This window comes from Curtobacterium sp. NPDC090223, from assembly GCF_044746585.1.
Lineage (GTDB): Bacteria > Actinomycetota > Actinomycetes > Actinomycetales > Microbacteriaceae > Curtobacterium.
On the sequence record NZ_JBIVCN010000003.1, the window covers coordinates 437,998 to 464,027 of the forward strand.

General features: G+C 73.3%; 23 protein-coding genes. 11 read left to right on the forward strand and 12 right to left on the reverse strand.

Annotation, left to right across the window (positions count from 1 at the left end; all coding sequences use genetic code 11):
* On the forward strand, positions 1-549 hold the full coding sequence (locus ACIPJY_RS09575; protein ID WP_400467264.1) for a PH domain-containing protein: 549 nt from the start codon (positions 1-3) through the stop codon (positions 547-549).
* Between the two features lie 20 nt (positions 550-569).
* On the forward strand, positions 570-1,895 hold the full coding sequence (locus tag ACIPJY_RS09580) for a UDP-glucose dehydrogenase family protein (protein ID WP_400467261.1): 1,326 nt from the start codon (positions 570-572) through the stop codon (positions 1,893-1,895).
* On the opposite strand, the gene ACIPJY_RS09585 is transcribed toward ACIPJY_RS09580, so the two are convergent.
* Positions 1,892-2,383, reverse strand: a complete 492-nt coding sequence (locus ACIPJY_RS09585) for a GtrA family protein (RefSeq protein WP_400467258.1) — start codon at positions 2,381-2,383, stop codon at positions 1,892-1,894. The two genes, ACIPJY_RS09580 and ACIPJY_RS09585, sit on opposite strands and share 4 nt — an antisense overlap.
* Before the next feature lie 132 nt (positions 2,384-2,515).
* Here ACIPJY_RS09585 and ACIPJY_RS09590 point away from each other — a divergent pair, with 132 nt between their 5' ends.
* The 3 genes from ACIPJY_RS09590 to purE all read left to right on the forward strand — a co-directional run bounded on the left by ACIPJY_RS09590 (position 2,516) and on the right by purE (position 5,996).
* A complete protein-coding gene (locus ACIPJY_RS09590; protein ID WP_400467255.1) occupies positions 2,516-3,652 on the forward strand; it encodes a 5-(carboxyamino)imidazole ribonucleotide synthase in 1,137 nt (378 codons plus the stop codon).
* A gap of 141 nt (positions 3,653-3,793) precedes the next feature.
* A complete protein-coding gene (locus ACIPJY_RS09595) occupies positions 3,794-5,455 on the forward strand; it encodes a glycoside hydrolase family 6 protein (protein WP_400467252.1) in 1,662 nt (553 codons plus the stop codon).
* Positions 5,456-5,528: 73 nt separating this feature from the next.
* On the forward strand, positions 5,529-5,996 hold the full coding sequence (purE, locus tag ACIPJY_RS09600) for a 5-(carboxyamino)imidazole ribonucleotide mutase (RefSeq protein WP_400467409.1): 468 nt from the start codon (positions 5,529-5,531) through the stop codon (positions 5,994-5,996).
* 60 nt (positions 5,997-6,056) lie between these two features.
* Here the strand turns inward: purE and ACIPJY_RS09605 are convergent, their stop codons facing one another.
* The 3 genes from ACIPJY_RS09605 to ACIPJY_RS09615 all read right to left on the reverse strand — a co-directional run bounded on the left by ACIPJY_RS09605 (position 6,057) and on the right by ACIPJY_RS09615 (position 9,004).
* Positions 6,057-6,737, reverse strand: a complete 681-nt coding sequence (locus ACIPJY_RS09605) for a hypothetical protein (RefSeq protein ID WP_400467249.1) — start codon at positions 6,735-6,737, stop codon at positions 6,057-6,059.
* Positions 6,738-6,834: 97 nt separating this feature from the next.
* Positions 6,835-7,977, reverse strand: a complete 1,143-nt coding sequence (locus tag ACIPJY_RS09610; protein WP_400467246.1) for a glycosyltransferase family 4 protein — start codon at positions 7,975-7,977, stop codon at positions 6,835-6,837.
* 67 nt (positions 7,978-8,044) lie between these two features.
* Positions 8,045-9,004 (reverse strand): lysylphosphatidylglycerol synthase domain-containing protein, encoded by a 960-nt coding sequence (locus ACIPJY_RS09615; RefSeq protein WP_400467243.1) that lies wholly within the window; start codon positions 9,002-9,004, stop codon positions 8,045-8,047.
* A gap of 119 nt (positions 9,005-9,123) precedes the next feature.
* Here ACIPJY_RS09615 and ACIPJY_RS09620 point away from each other — a divergent pair, with 119 nt between their 5' ends.
* Entirely contained in the window at positions 9,124-10,188 is a 1,065-nt protein-coding gene (locus ACIPJY_RS09620; RefSeq protein WP_400467240.1) for a glycosyltransferase, read from the forward strand.
* Positions 10,189-10,410: 222 nt separating this feature from the next.
* Here the strand turns inward: ACIPJY_RS09620 and rfbD are convergent, their stop codons facing one another.
* Genes rfbD through ACIPJY_RS09645 form a run of 5 tightly spaced genes read right to left on the reverse strand, consistent with a single transcriptional unit; the run spans position 10,411 to position 16,504 of the window.
* The gene (rfbD, locus tag ACIPJY_RS09625; protein ID WP_400467237.1) at positions 10,411-11,262 is read right to left on the reverse strand and encodes a dTDP-4-dehydrorhamnose reductase; all 852 of its coding nucleotides are present in this window, start codon (positions 11,260-11,262) and stop codon (positions 10,411-10,413) included.
* Positions 11,259-12,245 carry a dTDP-glucose 4,6-dehydratase gene (gene rfbB / locus ACIPJY_RS09630; RefSeq protein ID WP_400467234.1) on the reverse strand — a complete coding sequence of 329 codons (987 nt, stop codon included), beginning with the start codon at positions 12,243-12,245 and terminating at the stop codon, positions 11,259-11,261. The genes rfbD and rfbB overlap by 4 nt, the downstream gene beginning before the upstream one ends.
* A gap of 11 nt (positions 12,246-12,256) precedes the next feature.
* Positions 12,257-13,861, reverse strand: coding sequence for a hypothetical protein (locus tag ACIPJY_RS09635; RefSeq protein ID WP_400467231.1), 1,605 nt, complete (start codon positions 13,859-13,861; stop codon positions 12,257-12,259).
* Entirely contained in the window at positions 13,858-15,573 is a 1,716-nt protein-coding gene (locus ACIPJY_RS09640; RefSeq protein WP_400467228.1) for a DUF2142 domain-containing protein, read from the reverse strand. The genes ACIPJY_RS09635 and ACIPJY_RS09640 overlap by 4 nt, the downstream gene beginning before the upstream one ends.
* Positions 15,563-16,504 carry a glycosyltransferase family 2 protein gene (locus ACIPJY_RS09645; protein ID WP_400467225.1) on the reverse strand — a complete coding sequence of 314 codons (942 nt, stop codon included), beginning with the start codon at positions 16,502-16,504 and terminating at the stop codon, positions 15,563-15,565. The genes ACIPJY_RS09640 and ACIPJY_RS09645 overlap by 11 nt, the downstream gene beginning before the upstream one ends.
* A gap of 154 nt (positions 16,505-16,658) precedes the next feature.
* Here ACIPJY_RS09645 and ACIPJY_RS09650 point away from each other — a divergent pair, with 154 nt between their 5' ends.
* The 5 genes from ACIPJY_RS09650 to ACIPJY_RS09670 are packed head-to-tail and all read left to right on the forward strand — an operon-like array spanning position 16,659 to position 22,709.
* Positions 16,659-18,158, forward strand: a complete 1,500-nt coding sequence (locus ACIPJY_RS09650; RefSeq protein WP_400467222.1) for a glycosyltransferase family 39 protein — start codon at positions 16,659-16,661, stop codon at positions 18,156-18,158.
* Positions 18,155-19,246, forward strand: a complete 1,092-nt coding sequence (locus ACIPJY_RS09655; protein WP_400467220.1) for a glycosyltransferase — start codon at positions 18,155-18,157, stop codon at positions 19,244-19,246. Before ACIPJY_RS09650 ends, ACIPJY_RS09655 begins: the two co-directional genes overlap by 4 nt.
* A 28-nt stretch (positions 19,247-19,274) precedes the next feature.
* Positions 19,275-19,883: a dTDP-4-dehydrorhamnose 3,5-epimerase family protein gene (locus tag ACIPJY_RS09660; protein ID WP_400467217.1), complete on the forward strand. Its 609-nt coding sequence runs from the start codon at positions 19,275-19,277 to the stop codon at positions 19,881-19,883.
* Positions 19,884-19,896: 13 nt separating this feature from the next.
* Entirely contained in the window at positions 19,897-20,760 is an 864-nt protein-coding gene (rfbA, locus tag ACIPJY_RS09665) for a glucose-1-phosphate thymidylyltransferase RfbA (protein WP_400467214.1), read from the forward strand.
* Between the two features lie 2 nt (positions 20,761-20,762).
* A complete protein-coding gene (locus ACIPJY_RS09670; RefSeq protein ID WP_400467211.1) occupies positions 20,763-22,709 on the forward strand; it encodes a glycosyltransferase in 1,947 nt (648 codons plus the stop codon).
* A gap of 126 nt (positions 22,710-22,835) precedes the next feature.
* Here ACIPJY_RS09670 and ACIPJY_RS09675 read toward each other — a convergent pair whose 3' ends face one another.
* From ACIPJY_RS09675 to ACIPJY_RS09685, 3 genes are read right to left on the reverse strand one after another with little or no spacing between them, the layout of a single operon-like run.
* Positions 22,836-23,981 carry a glycosyltransferase family 2 protein gene (locus tag ACIPJY_RS09675; protein ID WP_400467208.1) on the reverse strand — a complete coding sequence of 382 codons (1,146 nt, stop codon included), beginning with the start codon at positions 23,979-23,981 and terminating at the stop codon, positions 22,836-22,838.
* Between the two features lie 49 nt (positions 23,982-24,030).
* Entirely contained in the window at positions 24,031-24,891 is an 861-nt protein-coding gene (locus ACIPJY_RS09680; protein ID WP_400467205.1) for a glycosyltransferase family 2 protein, read from the reverse strand.
* Positions 24,888-26,030 carry a glycosyltransferase family 4 protein gene (locus ACIPJY_RS09685; RefSeq protein WP_400467202.1) on the reverse strand — a complete coding sequence of 381 codons (1,143 nt, stop codon included), beginning with the start codon at positions 26,028-26,030 and terminating at the stop codon, positions 24,888-24,890. Before ACIPJY_RS09685 ends, ACIPJY_RS09680 begins: the two co-directional genes overlap by 4 nt.

The following is a 26,030-nucleotide window of genomic DNA, read 5'->3' on the forward strand; positions in this document are numbered from 1 at the left end:
ATGACCGCCGAGCCCCCGCCCGAACGCGTCGTCGCACGCCTGCGGCCGCACGCGCGGAGCCTGGTGCGCCCGGCGGTGTTCGTCGTGCTCGTCGCGGTCGCCGGCGGCTTCGGCTTCGGGGTGTTCCGGGCGCAGCTCGCGTGGATCAACGTGGCGATCGCACTGCTGGTCCTCGTGCTGGTGCTCCTCGGCGGACTCGTGCCGCTGGTCCGCTGGCTCACGCAGCGCTACGTCGTGACCACCCGGCGGCTCGTCGTCGTGCGTGGCCTCGGCACCCGCACGCGGCAGGAGCTGCTGCACTCCCGCGGCTACGACGTCACCGTGCGTCGGCGCGGCCTGCAGGGCCTGTTCCGGTCCGGCGACGTCCTGGTGTTCCCCGGCGACGACCCGGCCGTGGTGCTCGCGGACGTGCCGCACGCCGACCTGGTGGTGGCGGTGCTGCACGACATGGTCGAGGCGTACGAGGCCAGGCGCCGGCACCGCGAGCCGGACTGGGACGAGATCGTCGGCGGACCGGACCGGCCGTCGTGGGGCGACGTGCGGCCCTGAAACTCCGGTACCGTCGTCGCGTGCGTATCTCTGTCATCGGCTGCGGGTACCTCGGTGCCGTGCACGCCGCATCCATGGCCAAACTCGGACACGAGGTCGTCGCGGTCGACGTCGACCCGGTGAAGATCGAACGACTCGCGGCCGGGGACGCCCCGTTCTTCGAGCCCGGTCTCCCCGAGATCCTCGCCGAGGCGATCGGCTCCGGTCGCATCCGCTTCACGACCGACATGGCCGAGGTGGCCGGGTCCCGGGTGCACTTCCTCGCCGTCGGCACCCCGCAGGGCCCCACCGGTGCCGCGGACCTGAAGTACGTCGACGCCGCCGTCGCGTCGCTCACCCAGTACGTCTCGGCGGGCGAATTCGTCGTCGGCAAGTCGACCGTCCCCGTCGGGACCGCCGCACGCCTGGCGGGGGAGCTCGCGGAGCAGGTGCCCGGCGCGACCCTGGTCTGGAACCCGGAGTTCCTCCGCGAGGGCTTCGCCGTCCGGGACACGATCTCCCCGGACCGCCTGGTGTACGGCGTGCCCGCTGGTGCGGCCGGTGCAGCGGCGGTGGAGGTCCTCGACGAGGTCTACGCCACCACGCTCGCCGAAGGCACCCCGCGGCTCGTCGTCGACCTCGCGACGGCCGAGCTCGTCAAGGTGAGTGCGAACGCGTTCCTCGCGACCAAGATCTCGTTCATCAACGCGATGGCGGAGATCGCCGAGGTCGTCGGTGCCGACGTCACGGCGCTCGCCGACGCGATCGGGCACGACGCCCGCATCGGCCGGAAGTTCCTGAACGCCGGCCTCGGCTTCGGCGGCGGCTGCCTGCCGAAGGACATCCGCGCGTTCCAGGCGCGCGCGTCCGAGCTCGGCGTCGGGGAGTCGCTGGAGTTCCTCGCCGACGTCGACGCGATCAACCTGCGCCGTCGCGCGCACGTCGTCACCCTCGCCCAGGAGCTGCTCGGCGCGTCCGGTTCCGGTGCCGCGGACCTCGCCGGCAAGCGCGTCGCCGTGCTGGGTCTGGCCTTCAAGCCGAACTCGGACGACGTCCGCGACTCCCCGGCGCTCGACATCGCCGCACGGCTGCTCGAGCTCGGCGCGACCGTCGCCGCGTACGACCCGGAGGCGAACGGCACCGCCGCGCGCGTCCACCCGGAGATCCACTACGTCGACTCCGCGACCACGGCGCTGCAGGACGCGGACCTGGTCCTCGTGCTCACCGAGTGGACCGAGTTCCGCGAGCTCGACCCGGCGGCCGTCGCGGCACTCGTGGCGACGCCCGTCGTGATCGACGGTCGGAACTGCCTGGACCGTGCCGCGTGGACCGCGGCCGGCTTCGCGTACCGCGGGATGGGGCGCTAGCCCGCCACCCGCTCGTCCGTGACGGCGTCGGTGCCCATGGTGCCGGCGCCGTCGCGCTGCACGGCGCGGTCGGGGTGGTACACCCACACCCGGTACAGCCAGAACCGGAACGCCGTGCCGAGGACCAGCCCGATCACGTTGCCGGAGACGTTGTCGGCGAGCGCGGAGGTGAAGCCCAGCACGTAGTGGGAGATGCCGAGGCAGCCGAGCGAGATCACCATGCCGCCCAGGGACACCACGACGAACTCCAGGCCCTCGCGGGCGGCCACGGCACGGCGCTGGTCCCGGAAGGTCCAGTAGCGGTTCCCCATCCAGTTCACGAAGATCGCGACGATCGTCGAGATCACCTTCGCGATGAACGGTCCCGCGTGCACCTCGTCTGGGCTGAGCACCGTGGCACGCAGCACGTTGAAGACCACCGTGTCGACGACGAAACCGACGGCCCCGACGACACCGAAACGGGCCAGCTGGGCAATGAGACGCCGCACGTGGCCTCCATGAATCCGTAGAGTTGACGCTGGCCGACCGCGATGGTCGGCAGGGGCCGCTTCGGCAGCCTCGGAGAATTGTAGACGTGCGCTCGCCACCCCGGGTGGAGGAGTGCGGAAGGAACGTTCAGCATGACCTTGCGCGTCGGCGTGATCGGTGGCGGACAGCTGGCCAGGATGATGGTGCCCCCCGCCGTCGAACTGGGCATCGACATCCGGGTGCTCGCCGAGGGGCCGGGCATGTCCGCGGCGATCGCGTCCACGGCAGAGGGCGACTACCACGACGCCGCGACCGTCCTGGCCTTCGCGCGGGACGTCGACGTCATCACGTTCGACCACGAGCACGTGCCGCAGGACGTGCTGCACGCGCTCGTCGACGCCGGTGTCGCGGTCCGTCCCGGTCCCGACCCCCTGGCGGTGGCACAGGACAAGATCACGATGCGGACGCGGCTCACCGAGCTCGGCCTGCCGGTGCCGGACTGGGCCGTGGTGCACGACCCCGACGAGCTGCGCGCGTTCCTCGACGACCACGGCGGCCGTGCCGTGGTGAAGACGCCGCGCGGCGGATACGACGGCAAGGGCGTGCGGGTGGTCTCGGACCCCGCCGAGGTCGAGGACTGGTTCATCGCCGTCGCCGAGGCCGGTGGCGGCCAGGCGCTCCTCGCCGAGGAGCTCGTCGCGTTCACCCGGGAACTCGCACAGTCCGTCGCGCGCCGCCCGTCGGGCGAGATCGTCGCGTGGCCTCTCGTCGAGACCGTGCAGCGCGACGGCGTCTGCGCCGAGGTGGTGGCCCCGGCGCCCGACAGTGCGGGCCGGATCGCGGACCTCGCCGAGTCGATCGCGGTCCGCGTCGCCGAGGAACTCGGCGTCACCGGGGTCCTCGCGGTCGAGCTGTTCCAGACGGACGACGAGCGCATCCTGATCAACGAGCTCGCCATGCGCCCGCACAACACCGGACACTGGTCGATCGACGGCGCCACGACGAGCCAGTTCGAGCAGCACCTCCGTGCCGTGCTCGACCTGCCGCTCGGAGCGACCGGCATGCACGCCCCCGCCGCGGTGATGGTGAACGTGCTCGGCGGTCCGGGGGACGGCGACCTCGCGGCGCGGTACCCGGACGCGCTGGCCGCCTTCCCGGAGGCGAAGTACCACTTCTACGGCAAGGCGCCGCGACCAGGCCGGAAGATCGGGCACGTGACGGTGCTGGGCGACGACGTCGACGACGTCGTCTACCGCGCCCGGGCGGCGGCCGCGCACTTCGACGACTGACGCCCACCCGGGCGGTGCCGACGGGGGCGGAGCCCGGGTGACACCCCTTGGGGGAGCCCCCGTTCTGGCGGCTGGTCGCCCGGCGCGGCCCGTGGTGCCATGGACTGGTCAGGGGACACCGACCATCCAGGGGACGTCAGCATGCGCACCAGCACATCCGTCGCGGCCGGGATCGCACTCGTGGCGGTGGTCTGCGGCATCCTCGCCCCGGTCAGCGCCGAGGCGGCGACGACCGCGGCCGACCTCCGCTCGCGGTCCGCGGCGCAGCTCTACGGCGCAGGCCAGTACGTCTCGCCGACGAGCGAGGCCGCGAAGAACGCGACCGCACTCGCGTCGACCGACCCGGCCGGCGCTGCCGCGGCGGCGACGATCGCGCGGTACCCCGTCGCGACCTGGCTCGGGGAGTGGTCCACCGGGACGACCCTGACGAAGACCATCTCGGCCGCCACTGCGGGGGCAGCCGCCGCCGGCACCACCGCGGTGTTCGTCACCTACGCTGTCCCCGAGCGGGACTGCGGCGGCTACTCGTCCGGCGGGTTCGACGAGACCTCGTACAACGCCTGGGTCGACCAGGTCGTCGCAGCGGTCGCCGGCAAGCGCGCGGCGGTCATCGTGGAGCCCGACTCCCTCGCGATGCTCAGCGACACCAGGTGCACGCCAGCCCTCGACCAGCAGCGGTACCGGATCCTGGCCCGCGAGGTCGCGGCGTTCGCGGCGGCGGGCGTACCGGCCTACCTGGACGCCGGCAACTCGAACTGGGTGCAGCCGGCCGTGATGGCGGAACGGCTGAACGCCGCCGGCGTGCAGCGTGCGCGGGGCTTCTTCACGAACGTCGCGAACTACTACCCGACCGCCCAGGAACAGACCTACGCGCAGAAGGTGTCGGCGCTGACCGGCGGTTCCCACTACGTCATCGACACGTCCAGGAACGGCACCGGCTGGCGCGGGACGTGGTGCAACGGCCCCGGCGCCGGACTCGGTGCCAGCCCGCGGGTCGCCACCGACGGCACGGCGCTCGACGCGCTCCTCTGGGTCAAGACGCCCGGCGCGAGCGACGGCACCTGCAACGGCGGACCGGCGGCGGGCAAGTGGTACTCGGCGTACGCCCAGTCCCTGGTGGCGAACGCCGCGACGGCGGGCCCGACCGGCAGCGGTGTCGCCGCGGGGGCCGCGGAGCCACGGGTCGCGCTCGAGTCAGCGACGGTCGCGGCCGCCGGCATCGCGGTCCGCGGCTGGGCGTACGACCCGGACGACACCGGGACGGCACTCGCGGCGGACGTCCGGGTGGACGGCGCCGTCGTCCGCACCCTGACCGCCGGCCTGACCCGGAAGGACGTCGACACCGTGACCGGGGCCGGCCCGGCGCACGGGTACGCCGGCGTGGTCCCGGCAGCAGCGGGCAGGCACACGGTCTGCGTGGTGGCCCGCAGCAGCGGCTCGGGCACGGAACGGACGTCGCCGTGCAGCACCGTGCAGGTGGCGGCGAGCGCACCGGTCGGACGGGTCGACCAGGTGTCCTCGTCGGCGCACCGCCGGGTCGAGGTGCGCGGGTGGGCCTTCGACCGCGACGGGGTCGCACGCGCCGTCGCGGTCTCGGTGACGATCGGCGGCAAGCGGGTTGCCGGTGTCCAGGCGTCGGGGCGACGCGCCGACGTGGACCGGGCGTACGGCTCCGGTGCGGCGCACGGGTACGTGACGACGCTCGCGGTGGCGTCCGGCAAGCGGACCGTCTGCGTCACCGCGACGGGCATCGGGCCCGGCGGCGACGCGGCGCTCGGCTGCCGGACGATCACCGTCCGCTGACGTCGGTGTGGCTCCCGGTAGGCTCGGAGCCGTGACCGACAGCACCGGAACCGCCCCCCTCGTCTCCATCATCATGGGGTCCGACTCGGACTGGCCCACGATGCGCGCCGCCGCGGACATCCTGACGGAGCTCGGCATCCCGTTCGAGGCCGACGTCGTCTCGGCGCACCGGACCCCGGACAAGATGATGCGGTTCGGCCGCAGCGCCGCCGAGCGGGGGATCCGCGTGGTGATCGCCGGTGCCGGCGGTGCCGCGCACCTGCCCGGCATGGTCGCGTCGGTGACCACGCTCCCGGTGATCGGGGTCCCGGTGCAGCTCGCTCGCCTGGACGGACTCGACTCGCTGCTCTCGATCGTCCAGATGCCGGCCGGCATCCCCGTCGCCACGATGGCGATCAACGGGGCGGCGAACGCCGGGCTGCTCGCCGCACGGATCATCGGTTCGTCGGAACCCGCTGTCGCGTCCCGGCTCGCCGAGTACGCGGCCGGTCTCGAGCAGGTCGTCGAGCGCAAGGCACAGGCGCTGCGCGACGCGCTCTGAGCTGGCTCGCGTCGGTCGCGTCGGAGCCAGGAAGGCCCGGTCAGGTCCGTGCAGGTCCGGTCAGGAGGCCGTGGCCGCGCCCGTCAGGCCGTTGACCGTCACCGAGCGGGTCGCCCCGTCCACCGTGACCTTCGCCGTCCACGTGGGCGCCGAGCCGCTGCCGCCGAGCTGCAGGGACGCGAGGGTCCCGGAGACCGCGTTCTTGGCGGCCTTCGCGGCGGCGGCGGCATCGACCTTCAGCGCCGCGGCACGAGCCGTGTTCGCCGCCTTGGTCGCGGCGTCCGAGTCCTTCGGGAACGGTCCGGACGTGACGCGGTCCAGGGTCGCGGAGACGACGGACTGGGTCAGGGAGCCGTCCGGGCCGGCCACGACGACCGTCCAGTTGTCTCCGGAGCCGGCGAGGGACACCACCGTGCCACCGCCCGCCGCGGCGAGGCCCTGCTTGGTGACGGCGGCGTAGTCGACCGTGTCGGGGTTCTCCACACCACTGCCGTTGCCGGTGCCCTGGCCGGTGCCGTCGTCCGCGGAGCCGGTCGGGTCCGCCGACGGTGCGGTCGTGGCGGGGGTCGTGGGCGTCGCGCTCGGTGTCGGGGTGGCGGTCGGCGTTGCGGACCGAGTCGTCGTGGCGCTGCGCGTGGGCTCCGGGGTGTCCGATCCGGAGCACGCGGAGAGGAGCGCGGCCGTGCCGATGCCGATGGCGATCGAGGCGGTCAGGACCGTGAGCGGGTGACGACGGGTCATGAGCCGATCCTGGCAGCCCGGGGCCGCCCGGTCGGTGAGGACACGGCACGTGCGGGCGATCGATGCCGACCCGTGATCGACCTCGGCGTGCGGCGGCTCAGAGGTCGGCGTGCAGCTGCCAGGTCTCGATCGCGGAGTCGTTCCAGTCGAACATGCGCGCACGGTCCGGACCCGCGATGGCGAGCTGCCCGGCCAGGTGCGGGTCGTTGACGACCTGGTAGATCGCCTGTGCGAGACGCTCCGGGTAGCCGTCGCGGGGGTCCCTGGCGACGGTCACGCCGGCGTCGGAGGCGACTTCCCGCACGGCGGGGTCGTCGGAGTGCACCACCGGCGTGCCGAGGCTCATCGCCTCGATCACCGGCAGGCCGAAGCCCTCGGCGAGGCTCGGGAAGACGAACACGCTCGCCCGGTCGTAGACCACGGCCAGGTCCGGGTCGTCCACGCGTCCGAGGACCTTCACGCGGTCCGGCGCGAGTCCGGCACGTTCGGCGGTGCCGAGGACGTCGACGTCCCCCCAGCCGTCCGGGCCGGAGATCACCAGTGGGATGTCCACGGGGGCGTCCGGGTGCGCCATCGCCTCGATCAGGTAGGACAGGCCCTTCCGGGGCTCGAGCGTGCCGACGGCGAGCACGTAGCGCTCGGGGAGGCCGAGTCGCTCGGCACGGAGGTCGGCGTCCACCGGGATCCGGAGCCGGCCGCTCGGCGCACCGCCGATGACGCGGAGCCGGTCGTCGAACCGGTGGATCTCGTTGAGGTGCGCGGCGACCGCGTGGGTCGGCACGACGACGGCGTCGGCGTACTTGTAGGCCCGCTTCACCATCGCCTTGTGGAAGTGCACCCCGCGCGGCGTCAGGGTCTCCGGGTGGGTCCACGGCACGGTGTCGTGCACGGTGACGACGGTCTGCCGCCCGGGCTCCTGGAAGCGGTTGTGCTTCACCAGCGGCGCGAGGACGCTCGGGGCGTGGACCATGCCCTGCGAGGCGCCGCGCGCGACGCCGCCCTGCCAGGCGAGCGCGAGCTCACGGCGGGGCAGGGCGAGGCGGTCCAGGCCGGACAGCCCGGGGAGCAGGGTGCGCAGGTGCTCGACCTCGGCGGGGGAGACGGCCGAGACGACCGCCTCGACGTCACAGCCGGCGGGTGCCGTCGCGATGAGCTGCCGGGTGAGTTCCTCCGCGTAGCGGCCGATGCCGCCGGGGACCGGGGCGACCACCTGGTCGACGATCACGCGGAGAGTGGTCATCTGGTGTGGCTCCTCGAAGTGGTACGGGACACGGCTGTCCGGGCGTCGCCAGAGCGTAGCAGCGGGGTCAGGGAGTTCTCGGTGTGCGGGTCGCGGCGCGGCGACGACGCTCACCGAGCACCGCGGCCCCGGCGAAGACCAGGTCGACGACGGTGAGCAGCACGCGGGACATCACGGCGACGCTGACGGCGGCCGACGCTCCGACCGGCACGCCGGCCGTCAGGAGCGCGGTGAGGACGGCTTCGCGCCCGCCGAGGCCGGCCGGCAGGAAGAACACCAGGAAGCCGACGAGCCACGCCAGGGCGTACGCACCGATCGTCAGCGTGGTGACGCGGAGGTCGACGTGGCCGAGCGGCACGAGCACGAGCACGATGTGCACGCCGAACACGACCCACGCGAGCGCCGCCCACCCGAACGCCCGGGCGATCGCACCGATGCCGAGGTCGATGGTGCCGAGGTCCCGGCGGGTGACCTTCGAGGCGAGCCGGAGCCCGAGGCGCAGGACCGCCGGGTGCAGCGCGGCGAGGACGATCGGGACGAGGAGCACGACGAACCAGTACCGCGCGAACGCGTCCGGCTGCACGAACGGGATCGTCACGGCGGCGACCGAGACACCGGCTCCGCAGCTGATGAGCAGCGTGAGCATACCCACAGCGACACTCCGCGCCGCCGGCACCCGGTGCTCGCGGCCGAGGTCCGCCTGCGCCACGATCGGCCACACCGAGCCCGGGATGTACTTGCCGATCTGCGACAGGAAGAAGACCCGCTGCGCGGCGCCGATCGGGATGTGGTGTCCGGCGCCGGACATCAGCGCGCGCCACGACAGGAACGTCACGTAGGTCGCTGCGGCACCGGCGACGAGCGCGGCGACCAGCGTCAACGGCTGCTGCCTGGTGAAGGCATCGGCGATGTCGCCGGCACGGGGCACGAGGAAGGCGATGCAGAGCGCGAGGGCGACGACGAGGCCGACCACCCGGACGACGGTCTTGGTCCGGGAGCGCTTCGCGGGCTGGGGGAGGTCGGTCATTCTCACCTAGGGTTGATCGGGTGCGCCAGGACCGGGACGGCGCGCGCGACCACGATGAAAGGGCGGCCCACGTGCGGATCTTGGCCTTCGGAACATACCAGGCGGCGGATCACCCTCGGGTGCGAGTGCTCGCAGACGGCCTCCGTGCACGGGGACACGTGGTGGCCGAGGCGAACGTCCCGCTCGGCCTGTCCACGAAGGACCGCGTCGCGATGCTCGGTTCCCGCTCCGGCGCGCTGTCGATGGCCGGACGCCTGGCCCGCAGCTGGTCGTCGCTCGTCGGCAAGGCCCTCCGCGTCCGCCGCTCCGGTCGTCCGGACGCGGTACTGGTCGGCTACATGGGGCACTTCGACGTCTGGCTCGCGCGGCTGCTGTTCCCGCGCACCCCGATCGTCCTGGACCACCTGATCTTCGCCGCGACGACCGCCCAGGACCGAGGCGTCGGCGACGGCGGCCTCAAGCAGCGGCTCCTGCGCTTCCTCGACCGCGCCGCCCTCACCATCGCCGACGTGGTCGTCCTGGACACCGACGAGCACCGCGACCTGGTGCCGGCGGCGCTCCGGGACAAGGCCGTCGTCGTGCCCGTCGGCGCCACCGAGAACTGGTACGACGCGGGTGCCGACGCCGTCGAGCGTCCGGCCGGCGATCCGCTCCGCGTCGTCTTCTACGGCCTCTTCACTCCGCTGCAGGGTGCCGGCACCATCGGCGGTGCGATCGGCGCGCTGCCGGCCGACGGCAGCGTGCTCGTGACCATGATCGGGAGCGGCCAGGACCTCGACGAGGCCAGGACCCGGGCTGCCGGCGGGGCTCCGACCGAGTGGCTGCCGTGGGTCGACGCCGCGGACCTGCCCGCACTCGTCGCCGGCCACGACGTCGGCATCGGCATCACGGGCACCACGCCGAAGGCGCTCAAGGTCGTGCCGAACAAGGTCTACCAGTGCGCCGCGGCCGGCCTCGCCGTCGTCACGAGCGACACCGCGCCGCAGCGCCGGGCGTTCGGCGACGCGGTCGTCGCGGTCCCGGCGGGGGACGCCGAGGCACTCGCCGCCGCGATCCGGTCACTCGCCGACGACCGCGCGCTGCTCGCCGAGCGCCGGGCCGCGGCCTCCGCGGCCGCCGACCGCTTCCGTCCGGCCGCGGCGGTCGCGCCGCTCGACGAGCGCCTCCACACCGTCAGCCGCTGACGACGCGGCCGGGCCGCGCCCGGCCCGGCCGCATGTGGCGCCGCGGGGCCCTGGTGGCGCCCCTGCGTTGCCGAGGCGCCGCCGGTTTCGGCGGTGTCTCGGCAGGTCGGCGGCGTTCCGGTCGGGGAGCGGCGCCGGGCGTGCGACGGACAGGAGGCCCTGCGCACGTTCCGCGCGTGGCGGACGTGCGCAGGGCCTCCTGTCCGGGACCCGGTGTGGGTCTCAGGAACTGAGCACGCCCGCCTCGGCTGCGGCGTGCAGTGCCTCGCGCCAGTCGCGCATCGGCGCGATCCCCGCGCGGGCCCAGCCGTCGTGGCCGAGCACGCTGTACGCGGGGCGCGGCGCCGGACGCACGAAGGCCGAGCTGTCGGTCGGCAGCACCCGCTCCGGGTCGAGGCCGACCTCGGTGTAGATCGCCTTCGTGAAGTCCAGCCAGGACCCCTGGCCGCCGTTCGTGCCGTGGTAGATGCCGGCCGGTGCGTCCGCGTCGAGCATCGCGACGATCTGGCGGGCGAGGTCGCCGGTCCAGGTCGGCTGCCCGACCTGGTCGGTGACCACGCTGACGGTGTCGTGCGACCCGGCGAGACGGATCATCGTCTTCGCGAAGTTCGGACCGCCCGCGCCGTACAGCCACGCCGCCCGCACGATGTACGAGGAGTCCGGCGCGACGGCACGGACCGCGGCCTCGCCTGCGGCCTTGGTCCGGCCGTAGGCGCCGATCGGGTCGGTCGGCTCGTCCTCGGCGTACGGCGACGTGCCGTTGCCGTCGAAGACGTAGTCCGTCGACACGTGGACGAGCTTCGCTCCGGCCGCCACGGCCGCGGTGGCCAGGACCTCCGGGCCGCGGGCGTTCACGGCGTACGCGTCGTCCTCGTGCGACTCGGCGTCGTCCACCTTCGTGTAGGCCGCCGCGTTGATGACGACGTCGTGACCCGCGACGGCGGCGGTGACCGCGTCCTGGTCGGTGATGTCGAGGTCGGCGCGGGAGAGCGCCGTGACGTCACGCCCGGCGAGGGCCTGCTGGAGGTCCTGGCCGAGCATGCCGGCGGCGCCGGTGATCAGGTAGCGGGTCATGCGAGCGCCGCGCGCTCCTTGAGGGGCTCCCACCAGGCGCGGTTGTCGCGGTACCACTGCACGACGTCCGCCAGGCCCTGCTCGAAGGGGACCTGGGGCTCGTAGCCGAGCTCGGCCTGGATCTTGCTGATGTCCACCGAGTACCGCAGGTCGTGGCCCAGGCGGTCGGCGACGCGGTCGACGTAGGACCAGTCCTTGCCGGTGGCCTCGAGCAGCATCTCGGTGAGCTCCTTGTTCGTGAGCTCGGTGCCGCCGCCGATGTTGTAGATCTCGCCGGCGCGACCGCGGGTCAGCACCATCGCGATGCCACGGGTGTGGTCGTCGACATGCAGCCAGTCGCGGATGTTGTTGCCCTCGCCGTAGAGCGGGACGTGCTTGTCGTCGATGAGGTTCGTGACGAAGAGCGGGATGACCTTCTCGGGGAAGTGGTACGGCCCGTAGTTGTTCGAGCAGCGCGTGATCGAGAGGTTCAGCCCGTGCGTGCGGTGGTAGCTGCGGGCGAGCAGGTCGCTGCCGGCCTTCGACGCCGAGTACGGCGAGTTCGGCTCGAGCGGGCGGTCCTCGGCCCAGGAGCCCTCGCTGATGGAGCCGTAGACCTCGTCGGTGGAGACGTGCACGAAGCGCTGGGTGCCGTGGCGGAGCGCGGCGTCGAGGAGACGCTGGGTGCCGACGACGTTCGTCTCGACGAAGATGCCGGAGTCGCGGACCGAGCGGTCCACGTGGGACTCGGCGGCGAAGTGCACGATGGCGTCGATGCCGGGGATGACCTCGTCGAGCTTCGCGGCGTCGGTGATGTCGCCCTGCACGAAGGAGTAGCGCGGCGAGTCCGCCACGGAGCTGAGGTTCTCGAGGTTGCCCGAGTACGTCAGCGCGTCGTAGACGACGACGTCGGCCCCTTCGAGGCCGGGGTAGGCGTCCTGCAGCGTACGGCGGACGAAGTTCGAGCCGATGAAGCCGGCTCCTCCGGTGACGAGGATCTTCACGCGTTGTTCCTTCAGTGATCGGTTCGACGGTCGGCGGAGAGTCTAGCGGCCCCGAACCACCGCCAGAGGAGGACGAGGCCGACGAGGCCGATGACGCCCGTGAGGACGACGAGCGCCGCGAACGGCACCACTCCGTAGGGGAGGGACCCGATGAGGGTGCGGACACCGGCACCCGAGACGCGGAACACCAGTTCCTCGAAGGACCCGGAGTAGAGCACACCGAGTGCCGCGAGGACGACCAGGGGCGCGACGACCAGCAGCGCCCGGGCCAGCCGGACGCGCACCCGTGCATCGGTCACCAGGGCCGTCCACGCCACGGCCTGCGTCACGAGCAGGGCCGCGATCGCGGGGAAGAGGAACCGACCCTGGTTGACGGTGACGCCGAGGTGGCCGGCGTAGGTCGCATAGTCGCGCACCAGGACCACGACGAGGGCGGTCAACGGGAACACACCGGCGACGAGCATCGTGCGGCGGTCGGCGGTGCGGCGGGCTGCCCCCCACACGACGACGGTCAGGGCGAGCACGGTGAACGTGTCGACGAGGATCGAGGACAGCGGCCACTCGTAGCGGCCGAACCGTCCCCAGAACGAGTCCGAGAGACCGTTCCAGAACGCGCCGGCGAACTGGGTCGGCGCCGGCGACTCGAACTTCGGCCACGGCATCGTCACCGCCGGGTACGCGTCCGGCTGCGGGGTGCCGGTGCGCACGAACTGCCGGGCGTACCACCACCCGGTCGTGACGAGCGGGACCGCGAGGACGACGAGGACGCGGAGCAGGCGGCCGAGCGCACCGAGGGATCGGACGCCGACGGTGCTGGCGTCGCTCCTGCTGAGGAGGACGGCGAGCACGGCGAACGGCACCGCGATGAACCCGCCGGCCATCACGGCTGTCCCGACGGCGAGGGCACCACCCAGCGCGAGCGCGGTCCACCACGACCGGTCGCCGGTGAGGATCCGGATGCCCAGCCAGGTGGCGAGCGCGCCGGCGGTGATCACGGGCACCCACACGGAGACCGAGGAGCCGAGCTGCGCCAGCTGCGGCACCGCGAACAGCGCGACCGCTGCGGCGACGGCCAGGCGCGGCGACCGGGTCGCGCGACGGACGGACGCCCAGACGAGCAGCGGCACCGGGGCCATCACGACGACGTCGACCAGCCGCATGCCGAGCACGACGATGTCCCAGCGGCGGGCGGCGAAGTCGAGGACGTGCGCCACGACCGCCTGCACGAGGAAGTAGGTCGGCGGGTGCTGGGACATCGGGTTGACGAGGGCGTTCTCGCTGCCGTCGCCGACGATCGCCGCGAACGAACCGCGGTCCGCCGCCGGCGGCAGGTGCGCCGGGACGTTCTGGGCGAGCAGACCCTGGATGTAGTGCAGCTCGCCGGCGGCGGGCCACGACCCACCCATGGCGAGGTGCACCGCGGCGTCGACGTTGGCGAGTTCGTCCGGGCCGTGCAGCGCGGGGTTCACGTACGCCCAGGTGGCCAGGAGCAGCACGAACACGGCCGTCACGCCGATGACGGCGATCACCTCACCGCGGCCGACCGGAGGCCGCGCGGTTCCGACGTCAGCGCGGCTCCGGGCGCCGAGACGCGGGCGGGTGTCGGCGCGGGTCATGCGGGGAACGCTCCTCGATCGTGGGACAGCTCGGAGTGCGGTTCGGGCTCGGCGGTGCCGTCGAGCCGCGGGTCGGGCTCGGCCCCGCCGTCGGTCCGCGGGGCGGGCTCCGCCCCGCCGTCGCGCCGGGGTTCGTGCTCGTGCTCGTGCCCGTGCTCGGGTCCGGGGGCCGGCTCCGGGGCCGTCGTGACGACCGGGGCGGGCGCGGCACTGGGCACGCGGCGCGACAGGACGACGGCGACGGCGAGCAGGACGCACGCCACGACCCAGCCGGTCACGAGGGACCAGACCGGTGCCGGGGTCGAGCCGGCGAGGAGGTCGAGTCCGCGGGGGGTCACGCGGATGCGGGAGTGCTCGGCGATGCTGCCGTACGTGAAGAGCAGCGCGTACACGGCGAGGCCGGCCGCGAGCGCGGAGACCACGGTCGAGAACCGGCGGTGCCCCGCCATAGTCCCGAGCGCGCGGCGCCAGGCGATGGCGCTCAGCGCGATGAAGGCGAGCATCGCGGGGAAGTAGTAGCGCCCCTGCGTCGCGCCGATGAACGTGGTCGAGGTGTAGCTGCCCCAGGCGTTCGACGTCTGCATCACGAAGATCGTCAGCGGGAGCACGGCGAGCGTGATCGCGACCCGGAGCCCCGGCGCCCGCCGGAAGCCCCAGATCAGGACCGCACCGAGTGCCAGGACCGTCGCGGTCTCGAACACGACCGGCGACAGGATCCACTGCGCCCGCCCACCGAAGCTGCCCCAGAACGTCCGCGCGATCGTGCTCCACGAGACGTCGGCGAACGCCGCCGGGTCCGGGCCGGTGCCCGTCGGGAAGGGCTTCGGGGGCCGCAACGACGAGAAGCCGTTCGGCTGCAGGGTGTGGAAGACGAGCAGGTTGCGCAGCCACCACCAGGCGCCGATCACCGCGGCCACGACGAGCACCCACAGCGTGCGGAGCAAGCGTGGTCCCACCCCGGCCCGCGGGACGGCCCCGACGAGCAGCGCGACCGCGACGAACGGGATCAGCGGGAGGGCCGTCCCCTTCCAGAGGATCGCGACGCCGAGGGACACGGCCAGTGCGACGGCGGTCCTGGTCCGGGCGTCACCGGTGAGGACCCGCACCGCGAGCCAGACCGTCGTGGCGGCGAACAGGATCACCGGGGAGTCGTTGGAGACGCTCGCCCCGATCGAGGCGAGCTCCGGCACGGCCAGCACGGCGAACGCACCCACGACCCCGGCACGTGCGGAGCGGGTGACCCGACGCACGGTGGCCCAGGCGAGGAACGGCAGCGGCAGGACGAACAGCGCCCCGAGCAACCGGACGGCCAGGACCGCGGCGTCCGGCGTGAGGGACTCGAAGTGCACGGCGTGCAGCACCCCGGCGGCGACCAGGTAGTAGGTCGGCGGGTGCTGCGTCATCTGGTCGACGGTGTCCGTCTCGGCAGCGCCCGTCGACGCGAGCAGGTCGCCCATGGTGGGCAGTGCGTCGCGGTCGGTCGCGGCCGACGCGTCCTCCACGGCCTGCAGCGTCCGCAGATCGCCGGGGTCCGGCCACCCGTCGCCGATCGCGACGTGCACGGCGGCGTCGAAGTGCGCGCGCTCGTCCGGCGCCTGGAACGCCGGGACGAGGGCCGCCCAGAGGAGCAGGACGATCGCGAAGGCCGCCGTGACCGCGCCGACGACCACCCATTCGGTGGGTCGGGGGCGCGGCACGACCTCAGTCGCCATACCGGGCGAGCTTCTGCAGGTCGAGCTGTTCCTCGGCCAACGTCCGGTTCAACCGGGTCAGGTCGGCGACGACCCCGATCGTGATCGACAGCACCGCGGTGATGATGAGGATCAGGCCGAGGAGGAGCGACTGCAGGTGGTTGCCGCCGGAGTCCGCCCACATCAGCACCAGGTACCGGACGAACGGGATCAGCCCGCACACGGCGAGCACGGCGCTGACCGAGGCGAAGAGCGCCATCGGACGGTACATCAGGTAGACGCGGGCGATCGCGGAACCGGACTCGAACATGTGCTGCCAGATGTTGCTGAACAGCCGGGACTCGCGGGTCTTCGCGTTCGTGGTGATCGGGACGCTCGCGATCGCGATCCGCTTGTAGCCGGCCTGCACGATCGTCTCCATGCAGTAGCTGAACCGCGTGACGATGTTGAGCCGGATGAGCGAGTACTTCGAGTACGCGCGGAAGCCGCTCGCCGCGTCGGGCAGGTCGAGCCCGGCCGCACGGCTGGCGACCCACGAGCCGAAGCGCTGCATGAGCTTCTTGAAGCCGGAGAAGTGCTCGATCGTCCGGGTCTGGCGGTCGCCGATGACGATCTCGGCTTCCTTCCGGAGGATCGGCTGCACCAGGTCGGCGATCTGCGCCTGCGGGTACTGGTTGTCACCGTCGGTGTTGACCACGATGTCCGCGCCGTGCAGCAGCGCGTAGTCGACCCCGTCGCGGAAGGACCGGGCGAGGCCCATGTTCGTGGTGTGGCGGACGAAGTGGGTGACACCGTGTGCGCGGGCGACCTCGACGGTGCGATCGGTCGAGCCGTCGTCGATGACGAGGATCTCGATCTCGTCGATCCCCGGGATCGACGTCGGGATCGTCTCGAGGACGGAGGGGAGCGTCTGCTCCTCGTTGAGGCACGGGATCTGGATGAAGAGCTTCACTGCGTTCGGGCGTCTCGATCTGTCGGTGGCGCGCGCGACGTCGCTCGTCGTGCGCGGTGGCCCTGCCGAGCCGCGTTCACCCTATGCGAAAATCTCCGACCGGCGCGGAGCGGCCCGCCCCGGCGAGGGAGCGTCTGTGTGAGAATCTCACATCGTGCGCCGCTTCATCCCGTCCCTCCACACCGGTGTCGTCATCGCGGCGGCCTTCTTCGCGGTGGTCGCGTCCATCGCGATCGGCTTCAGTGCCCCGCCCTTCAACTCCGGGGACGAGGCAGCGCACTTCGACTACGCGGTGACCGTGTGGCACGGGCACCTGCCCGTCTTCGAGGACGGGCTCTCGATCAAGTCGCCCTTCGGCATCCTGCCGCCGGTGCAGTGGGTCTCGCAGCACCCGCCGCTGTTCTACGCGATCCTGGCACCGGTCGTCGGGCCGCTCTGGGACAGCGGGCAGCTGTACACCGCCGTGCTCGCCGGTCGTGCGATCAACGCGGTCCTCGCCGGGCTCACCGTGCTCGCGAGCTGGTGGGCCGCCCGCCGCGTCCTGCCGGGTCGTCCGGCTGCCGCGAGCGTCGCCGCGGTCGTCGTCTCGCTGACATCGATGTTCCTGCTCGTCGGCGGCGCGGTCTACAACGACCTGCCGAACGTCGCGTTCGGCGCCCTGGCCATCGGCGTCGGCGCATCGGCCATCCGCCGGGGGCTCTCCACCCGGCTCGTCGTGCTCGGCGCCCTGGTCACCGCCGGTGGCATGCTCAGCCGGCTGTCGTTCGTGGTCTTCGTCGCTGCGGTCCTGGTCGCGTTCGTCTTCGCACGCGGTGGCGGCTGGTGGAACCGCGCGGTCGGCAAGGTCGTCGCCGTCGTCATCGCCGGCGCGGCACCCGCACTCGCCGCCGGGTGGTTCTACCTGCGCAACCGGCAGCTCACCGGGAACGTCGCGGGCAGCCACCCCGAGTGGGCGGCCGAGCACCTGCACCGGCAGCACTTCGGGTTCGTGGAGACCGTGACGAGCGACGGCTTCTGGACCGGCGTCTTCTCGGTGTTCCGCGGCCACTTCCAGGGCGACTGGCAGTGGACCTGGCTGATCCTCCTCGTGCCGATGGCGCTCGCCGTGGTCGTGGCGGTCGTCCCCGGGCTCCGCCGCAGCGGCCTCGTGACCACCCCGGGCACCGACGACGCCGTCGGCTCCGTTCGTCGCCGTGACCGGGTCCGCCAGGACGGGTGGTTCACCAACGCACTCGTGGCCGCGATGCTCGTCGCGGTGTTCGCCCTCATCGTCTTCCTGCAGATCCGCTTCACCATGCAGGGCGGCGCTTCCCAGGCGCGCTACGGCCTGCCCGTGGTGCCGGTGCTCGCCATCGCGATGGCCTTCGGTCTCACCGGGTTCGGCCGGTTCGTCTCGCCCGTCCTGGTGACTGCGTGGGTCGCTGTGGCCGGCTGGGACTGGTTCGCCATCGTCGACCTGTCGAAGCCCGCGTTCACCTCGGCCGACACCCTGACGATCACCCGCATCGCCGTCGTGCTCGCCGTCCTCGCGCTCGTGGCCGTCGTGGTCGGGGTCTGGGCGGCTGCGTTCCGCCGGGTCACCCCGGTCGTCGCCGAGGACCGCTGGCGGGACACCCCGGAGGTCCCCGCGGAGACCTCCGCAGAGGCCTCGTGACCTCGCTGCGCTCCCGCGTCGGGCGGCTCCTGCACCGTCGACCCGACGAGTCCCCGGCCGCCGCGGCCCCGGAGCCACCACTCGTCGGCTTCGTCGTGCACGGCGCCGGCGGGGTGCACCCCGCGTCGGCGCACATCCGGGTGACCGGCCGGATGTCGGTGCTCGCCGCCTCGGGTGCCGCCCGGGTCGCCCAGGTGGACCCCGTCCGCTGGGCCGACGGCAGCGACACCGCGCACCTCGACGTCGTGCTCGTGCAGCGCGACGCGTTCCCGGTCGAGCACCTCGAGGCGGCGTTCGCCCGCGCGCACCGCGAGGGCACCCGCATCGTCGCCGAGGTCGACGACGACTTCTTCACCGCTGCCGCGCGGGAGCGCCTGGCCCGCGCCGAGTACGCCCCCGAGCGGCTCGCAGCGGTGCAGGCCCTGGTCCGCGGTGCCGACGCCGTGATCACCTCGACCGAGCCGCTCCGTGCGGTGCTCGCGGCCGAGGGCATCGACGCCGTGGTGGTGCCGAACGCGGTGCAGCCCGGACTCTGGGGGAGCGCACCGGTCGCACCGGACCCGGATGGGCCGCGTCGGGTCCTCTACATGGGGTCGGCGACGCACGGCGGCGACCTGGACCTGCTGCGCGCCGCGTTCGACGGGTTCACCGACGACGACGGCCGCGAGGTCCGGATCGAGGTCGTCGGGGTCACCGACACCGACGACGCCTGGTACGACCGACTCCCGCTGCCCGACGGCGGCACCCACTACCCGGACTTCGTGGCGTTCCTCCGGGCGAACGCGCACCGCTGGTCCGCCGGCGTCGCGCCCCTCACCGCGGATCCGTTCAACGACGCGAAGAGCGACCTCAAGTTCCTCGAGTACTCGATGCTCGGGCTGCCGTTCGTCGGCTCGGACCGGCCGTCGTACGCGGGCGTCGACGAGCACGGCGGTCTGCTGGTCCCCGACGACGCCGCGGCCTGGCGCGCGGCGCTCCTGACGGCGTTCCGCGAGGCGGACGACCGGGTCGCGCGCGCGCAGGCGCACGTCCTGGCCGAGCGGTCGATCACGGCCGACGGCGCGTGGACGGGCGCGCTCGGCCTGTGAAGCGGGGGCCTCTTGCTAGGCTGCTCCGGTGCAGATCCGCGAACTGAAGATCCCCGGCGCGTGGGAGTTCACGCCCGTCCAGCACGGCGACGCACGGGGAGCCTTCCTCGAGGCGTACCGTGCCGACGTGCTCGAGGAGACCATCGGCCACCCGCTCGACCTCCGTCAGGTGAACATGTCGATCTCGTCGCGCGGCGTCGCGCGCGGGATCCACTACGCCCTCGTCGCGCCCAGCCAGGCGAAGTACGTCACCGCCGTGCGCGGGTCGTTCATCGACTACATCATCGACATCCGCGTCGGCTCGCCGACGTTCGGCCAGTGGGACTCCGTCCTGATCGACGACGTCGACCGCCGGGCCGTCTACCTGTCCGAGGGCCTGGGCCACGCGATCGTCGCCCTGGAGGACCAGAGCACGGTGAACTACCTGGTCAGCGCCCACTACGACCCCGAGCGCGAGAAGGGGATCAGCATCCTCGACCCGACCGTCGGTCTGACGCTGCCCGAGGGCATCGGCGAGCCGGTGCTCTCCGAGAAGGACACCAGCGCCCCGACGCTCCTGCAGGCCGCCGAGCAGGGCCTCCTGCCGACCTACGACGAGTGCGTCGCGTACACCGAATCCCTCCGGACGAAGAAGTAAGGACCAGGACCCGATGAAGGGCATCATCCTCGCCGGTGGTTCCGGCACCCGCCTCTGGCCGATCACCAAGGGCATCAGCAAGCAGCTCATGCCGATCTACGACAAGCCGATGGTCTACTACCCGCTGTCGACCCTGATGATGGCCGGCATCCGCGAGGTGCTCGTCATCACCACCCCCGAGTACAACGACCAGTTCCGGGCACTGCTCGGCGACGGCTCGTCCCTCGGCATGGACATCCAGTACGCGGTCCAGCCGAGCCCCGACGGCCTCGCGCAGGCGTTCGTCATCGGTGAGGACTTCATCGGGGACGACAGCGTCGCGCTGGTCCTCGGCGACAACATCTTCCACGGCACCGGCCTCGGCACGAGCCTCACGAAGAACACCGAGGTGCAGGGCGCCACGATCTTCGCCTACCACGTGGCCGACCCGAAGGCGTACGGCGTCGTCGAGTTCGACGCGGACTTCACCGCCGTCTCCATCGAGGAGAAGCCGGCCGAGCCGAAGTCGAACTACGCCGTCCCCGGCCTGTACTTCTACGACAACGACGTGGTCGAGATCGCGAAGACCATCGAGCCGAGCGCGCGTGGCGAGCTCGAGATCTCGACGGTCAACGAGCGCTACCTCGAGGCGGGCACCCTCGGCGTCGAGGTCCTCGACCGCGGGACCGCCTGGCTCGACACCGGCACGTTCGAGTCGATGATGCAGGCGTCCGAGTACGTCAAGGTCATCGAGGACCGCCAGGGTCACAAGATCGGCTGCATCGAGGAGATCGCCTGGCGCAACGGCTGGATCGACGACGCCGCGCTGGCGGACCTCGCCGCACCGCTCGCGAAGAGCGGCTACGGGGTCTACCTGCAGAACCTCCTGCGCGGCTGACGATGGCCCGGACGGGCCTGCGGCGACTGCTCGGCGGGTCCGCGGCGCCGGAGCCGACCGCTCCGGGGCCGCAGGAGCCCGCCGGGGCCGAGCCGGGCCTCCCGGTCGACACGTCGCTCGTGACGGCGGCGCCGCACCCCGGCGACGACGGCTTCGACGTCGTCGTGACGGTGCGGGAGTCCGCCCTGCGGCAGGACGCGCACCTGGCGGCGGTCGCCGCCGCCCACGCGGCCGGCGCGCGGAGCGTCGTCGTCTCGGCGTACGACCCGCACGCCGGTCCGGCGAGCACGTACCCACCGGTCGTCGCCGGCGCCCACCACGTGGTCGCCAGGGCGACCGTCGCGGCCACCTGGGGCGGCGCGGTCGCCGCCGCACGGCCGCTCCTCACCAGCGTGGCCGTCGTCGTTCAGGACGCGTCGATCACCCTGCCGGAGACCGCGTACGGCGCGCTCGTCGGGGCACTCGGGCCGGAGGCCGGGGTCGCCCTGGCCGTCGTCCGCACCGGTGACGACGTGGTCGCGAGCGCCGGCGCCGCCCTGGTCCGCGGGACGGCTCCCGTCGCGTCGGTCCTGCGGGGGCACCCCGCGGAGGACGCGGACCTGCTGGCGGGCGCGCTGGTCTTCGCGGCGGACGAACCCTGCTTCGCGGCACGGACCGCGGACCTCGCGCTGCCCGTGCGCACCGTCGACACCCGCACGGCCGTCGCGCGCCTGACCCGCGACACGGCGGACGCCGGCGGTGGCGACTGCGTCGTCGTGCCGCTCGGACGCGTGTACCGCACCGGCGTGGTCCGCGAGCACCGCTACGACACCGACGCGGCCGACGCCCTCGCGGTGTGGCGCGACCGGCAGGACGACTCCGCCACGCGTGCGCTGGCGATGGCCGGGCTCGTCCCGGGGACGCCCGCCGCGGACGTCGTCGGCGCGCCCGTCGCACTCCGCGAACCGGTCCTGCGGGCGGAACGCGGGGCCGAGCGCCTCGCCCTGCGGGACCGCGGTGAACGGCTCCGGTGGTCGATCCGGATCGCGGCGCACCCGGGGCCCCGCGGCGACGACTGGGGCGACACGTTCTTCGCGCGCGACCTGGCGGCGGCGCTGCGCTCCCTCGGACAAGAGGTCGTGGTCGACCACCGCGAGTCGCACGTCCGCCCGCGCTCCGAGCACCTCGACGACGTCGCCCTGACGCTTCGCGGGCTCGACGACACCCCGGTGCACCCCGCGGCCACCAACGTGCTCTGGGTCATCTCGCACCCGGACCTCGTGACGGCGTCCGAGCTGGCCCGGTACGACCTCCGGTTCGCCGCCGGGCCCGTCTGGGCGTCCCGGGTGACCGCGGAGACCGGACTCGCGGTGTCGCCGCTCCTGCAGGCGACCGATCCGGGGCGCTTCCACCCCGAGGCCGGCGGGGATGCCGGGAGCGCCGGTGCTGCCGGTGCCGCTGGCGATGCCGGGGCCGCTGGGCTCGACACCGTGTTCGTCGGGAAGACCCGCGCCGTGTTCCGGCCCGTGGTCCGCGACGCGCTCGGCGCCGGGGCGGACCTGGCGGTCTGGGGCGAGGGCTGGGAGGGTCTGCTGCCCGACGGCGTGCACCGCGGCGTGTTCGTGCCGAACGACGAGCTGCCGGCGCTGTACCGGAGCGCACGGGTCGTCCTCAACGACCACTGGGCGGACATGGCCCGCGACGGGTTCTTCTCCAACCGGCTGTTCGACGCCGCCGCGTCCGGGGCGCTCGTCGTCACCGACCCGGTGCCGGGCGTCGAGGAACTGTTCCACGGTGCGGTCCGGACCTACGACTCGGTCGACACGCTCGGAGCCCTGGTGCGGCTGGGGGAGTCGGCGAGCGGAGCGGAGCGTGCGGCACGCGGCGAGCGGATCGGTGCCGAGCACTCGTTCGTGCGGCGGGCCGAGGTGCTGCTCGACGCGGTGCGGACGGCGCGCGCCGCGCGCTGACCGGGCCGGGCGCGCACGGGCGGGTCAGCGTGGGCCGAGCCGGACGGGCGCGCACGGGCGGGTCAGCGCAGGCTGAGCCGGACCGGCCGTGCCCGGGCGGGTCGGCCGGTCGCGGTCCCTGCCGCGTCAGCCGCGGATGCGCCGGGCGACCGCTCCGGCACGGTCCGCCAGGCGGACCACACGCCGAGCACGCATCGCCGCCAGCTCGGCATCGCGCGCTGCCGTCTCGCGGATCGCCGCCTCGGCACGGTCCCGCTCGAACTGCACCGTCGACCGGAGCGTGTTCGCCGTCTCGTCAGCGGCGCGGACCGCGTCCTCGAGGTCCTCGATCCGCCGGTCCCGCCAGGTGATCGCACGGCCGAGCGTCCGGAGCCGTTCGAGCTGCTCCGTCGGCACGACCGGGTCCGGAGCGCCGTCGCCGACGGCCGGCGACCCGCTGCGCCGGAGCACCTCGGCGACGCCGTCGTCGCGGGTGAACGGCCCGTCGGCGGCTTCCTCGTCGGTCACGAACCGGAGCGCGAAGGTCGACTCCAGCACGCCCTCGTGCAGGCGCCGGTAGTCCCGCATGCCGTGGTGGCGCGGGCTCGGGCTGAGGTCCGGGTTGGCGTCGTACGCGCGACCGCTGACGTCGACGCGGTGCTGGTACTGCTTCCAGGACCGCCACGGCAGGTGCAGGACCTCGAGTTCGAGCTCCGGCGGCACGGGTGCACCGTTCGCCACGCTGACCTGGTGGTTGCCCTGCACCACGGTGACCGTGGGGTCGCCGACGTGGATCGCGTTCGTGGTCGGCGGGCCGACGAGCCCGGCCGCACGGAGTTCGTCGACCGAGCGCTCGTCGCGCCAGTGCAGCCGCTCGACGCCGCCGCCGGACTCCGCCATCGCTCCCGTCAGGTTGACGACGGGGACGGTGAACGCGCCGACGACCGGGTCGAGCTGCTCGAACACCTGCCGGACGGTGCGCGACCGGTCCCTGGGGATGAGGAACTCGTCGGCGTCCGCGTTCACCACCCAGTCGGCGTGGTGCACGGTCGCGGCGTCCCTGGCCATGCCGGTGACGACGGTGCCCTGCTGCTTGCGGTGCACCGGGTCCTGACGGAGGTCGACGGTGACGTCGTCGCGCTCGGCGAACGCCGTCAGGAGCTCGGTCGTGCCGTCCACGGAGCCGTTGTCGGTGATGACGAAGACGTCGAAGCCCTGCGCGACGTGGAAGTCGAGCCAGGCGGGCAGCACGTCCGCTTCGTCGCGGACCATCAGCGTGACGGCGAGGATCATGTGCGGTGGCTTTCCGGTTTCGGGAGACGGGTCGGTCGACGGTACCGTCTCAGCGGGTGTGGGTCGCGCGGGCGCGCACGGCGAGTGCGGTCCGGAGCGCGACGCGCAGCGGCCAGAGCCACCAGGCCGCGTACTTGCGGGCCAGGAAGCGGTACGCACTCTCATGGTGGGCCCGCCGCATCCGCTCCGACGACCCCTGCGTCGCGGTGCCGCCGATGTGGGTCGCGACCGCCGCCGGCTCGTACACGTTGCGGAGCCCGGCGCGGCCGATGCGCCAGCCCAGGTCGACGTCCTCGAAGTACATGAAGTACCCCTCGTCGAACCCGCCGAGCCGGTCGAACACGTCGCGGCGGACGAGCACGCACGCGCCGGAGAGCCACCCCGCGTCGCGACGCCCGTCGTGCTCACCGTCCTGCCGGTAGCGCTTCGTCCAGGGGTTCCCCTTCCAGACGTTGGCGAAGACGGCGTGCCCGAGGCCGGTGCGGAGCGAGGGGACGAGCCGGGCGGAGGGGTAGACCTCGCCGGTGGGCTCGAGCAGGCGCGGACCGACGGCGCCGATCGTGGGGTCCTCCGACGCGGTGGCGATCATCCGGTCGAGCGCGAGCGGCTCGAGGACGACGTCCGGGTTCGAGACCAGGATCCAGCGGACGTCCGGGTCGAGCGTCGCGACGGCGCGGTTCACGGCGGTGCCGTACCCGCGGTTCTGCCCGACGGCGAAGAACCGGGCACCGGCGGTCTCGGTGATGGTCCGGAGCGTCGCGGCCTCGGCGGAGTCGTTGTCCGCGACGACGACCTCCACCCGGTGCGCGCTGGCAGCGGTCGTCGACGCGAGGAACGGGGGCAGAACGTCGACCGAGTCGTACGAGACGGTGACGATCGCGGCCCGGTCGGCGCTGTCCGCGGGGGTCACCGGTGCACCTCGAGCCGGTACACCTCGAGGTGCGCCCGTGCGCACGCGGTCCAGGTGAACCCGTCGGCCCGCGCACCGGCCCGCTCGATCCGGGCGGCCCGGACGGCGTCGCCGTCGCCGAGCAGCCGCTCGAGGGACGCGCGGATCGCGTCGGCGTCCGGCTCGGTGTACGTCACGGTGTCGCCGCCGATCTCCGGGATCGCGAGCCGGTCCGTCGTCAGCACGTCGGCGCGGGACGCCATCGCCTCGAGCACGGGCAGTCCGAAGCCCTCGGCGATGCTCGGGTACGCCACCACGCGGGAGCCGCCGAGGAAGGCGCGGAGCTCCTCGATCGGCAGGTACCCGAGGTACCGCACGGGTGCGCCGACGTGGTCGCCGGCGGCCTCGAGCTCGCGTTTGGCGTCGTCGTCCCAGCCCAGGCCGCCGGCGACCAGGAGCGCTGGCACGGTCCCACCGACGGCGGTGAGCGCACGGTGTGCGGCGATCAGCTCCGGCACGCGCTTCCGGGGCTCGACGGTGCCGAGGAACGCGATCCACTCGGTGTCGTCCGCGATGCCGTGCGCCGCTCGGAACGCCGCGACCTCGGCCGGCGTGGGCGCGTGGAACGTCCCGGCGTCGACCCCGAGGTGCGCGACAACGGTGGCGTGCCGGGCGCGCCCGGCGAGCCGGTCCAGTTCGCTGACGGTGGCGGCGCTCGGGGCGACGGTCGCGCGGGCCCAGCGGCGCGCCAGACGCGTCCAGGTCCGGAAGAACAGGACCTTGAGGCGCGAGTGCGCGGCCGGGTCGCTGAAGAAGGTCGCGTCGTGCAGGGTGACGACCGTCCTGGAGGCCGTGGTCACCGGGAACGTGTAGTGCGGGCTGTGCAGGGTGCTGGCTCCCACCCGCCGCAGCAGCGCCGGCAGGCCGACCTGCTCCCAGAGCAGGCGCAGGGGACGTGAGGCGGTCCAGCCCGGCGCCGCGTGGTACCGGTGGCTCGGCGCGAGGCTGCGGAACCACGCGAGGTCCCCGGCCTTCGCCACCACGTCGACGCGCAGGCCGAGGTCGGCGAGCCCGACGAGGAGCCCGGAGATGTACCGAGCCACCCCGCCGCGGTTCGGCGGGACCGACGTGGCGTCGACCAGGACCGGGAGTCCCTCCAA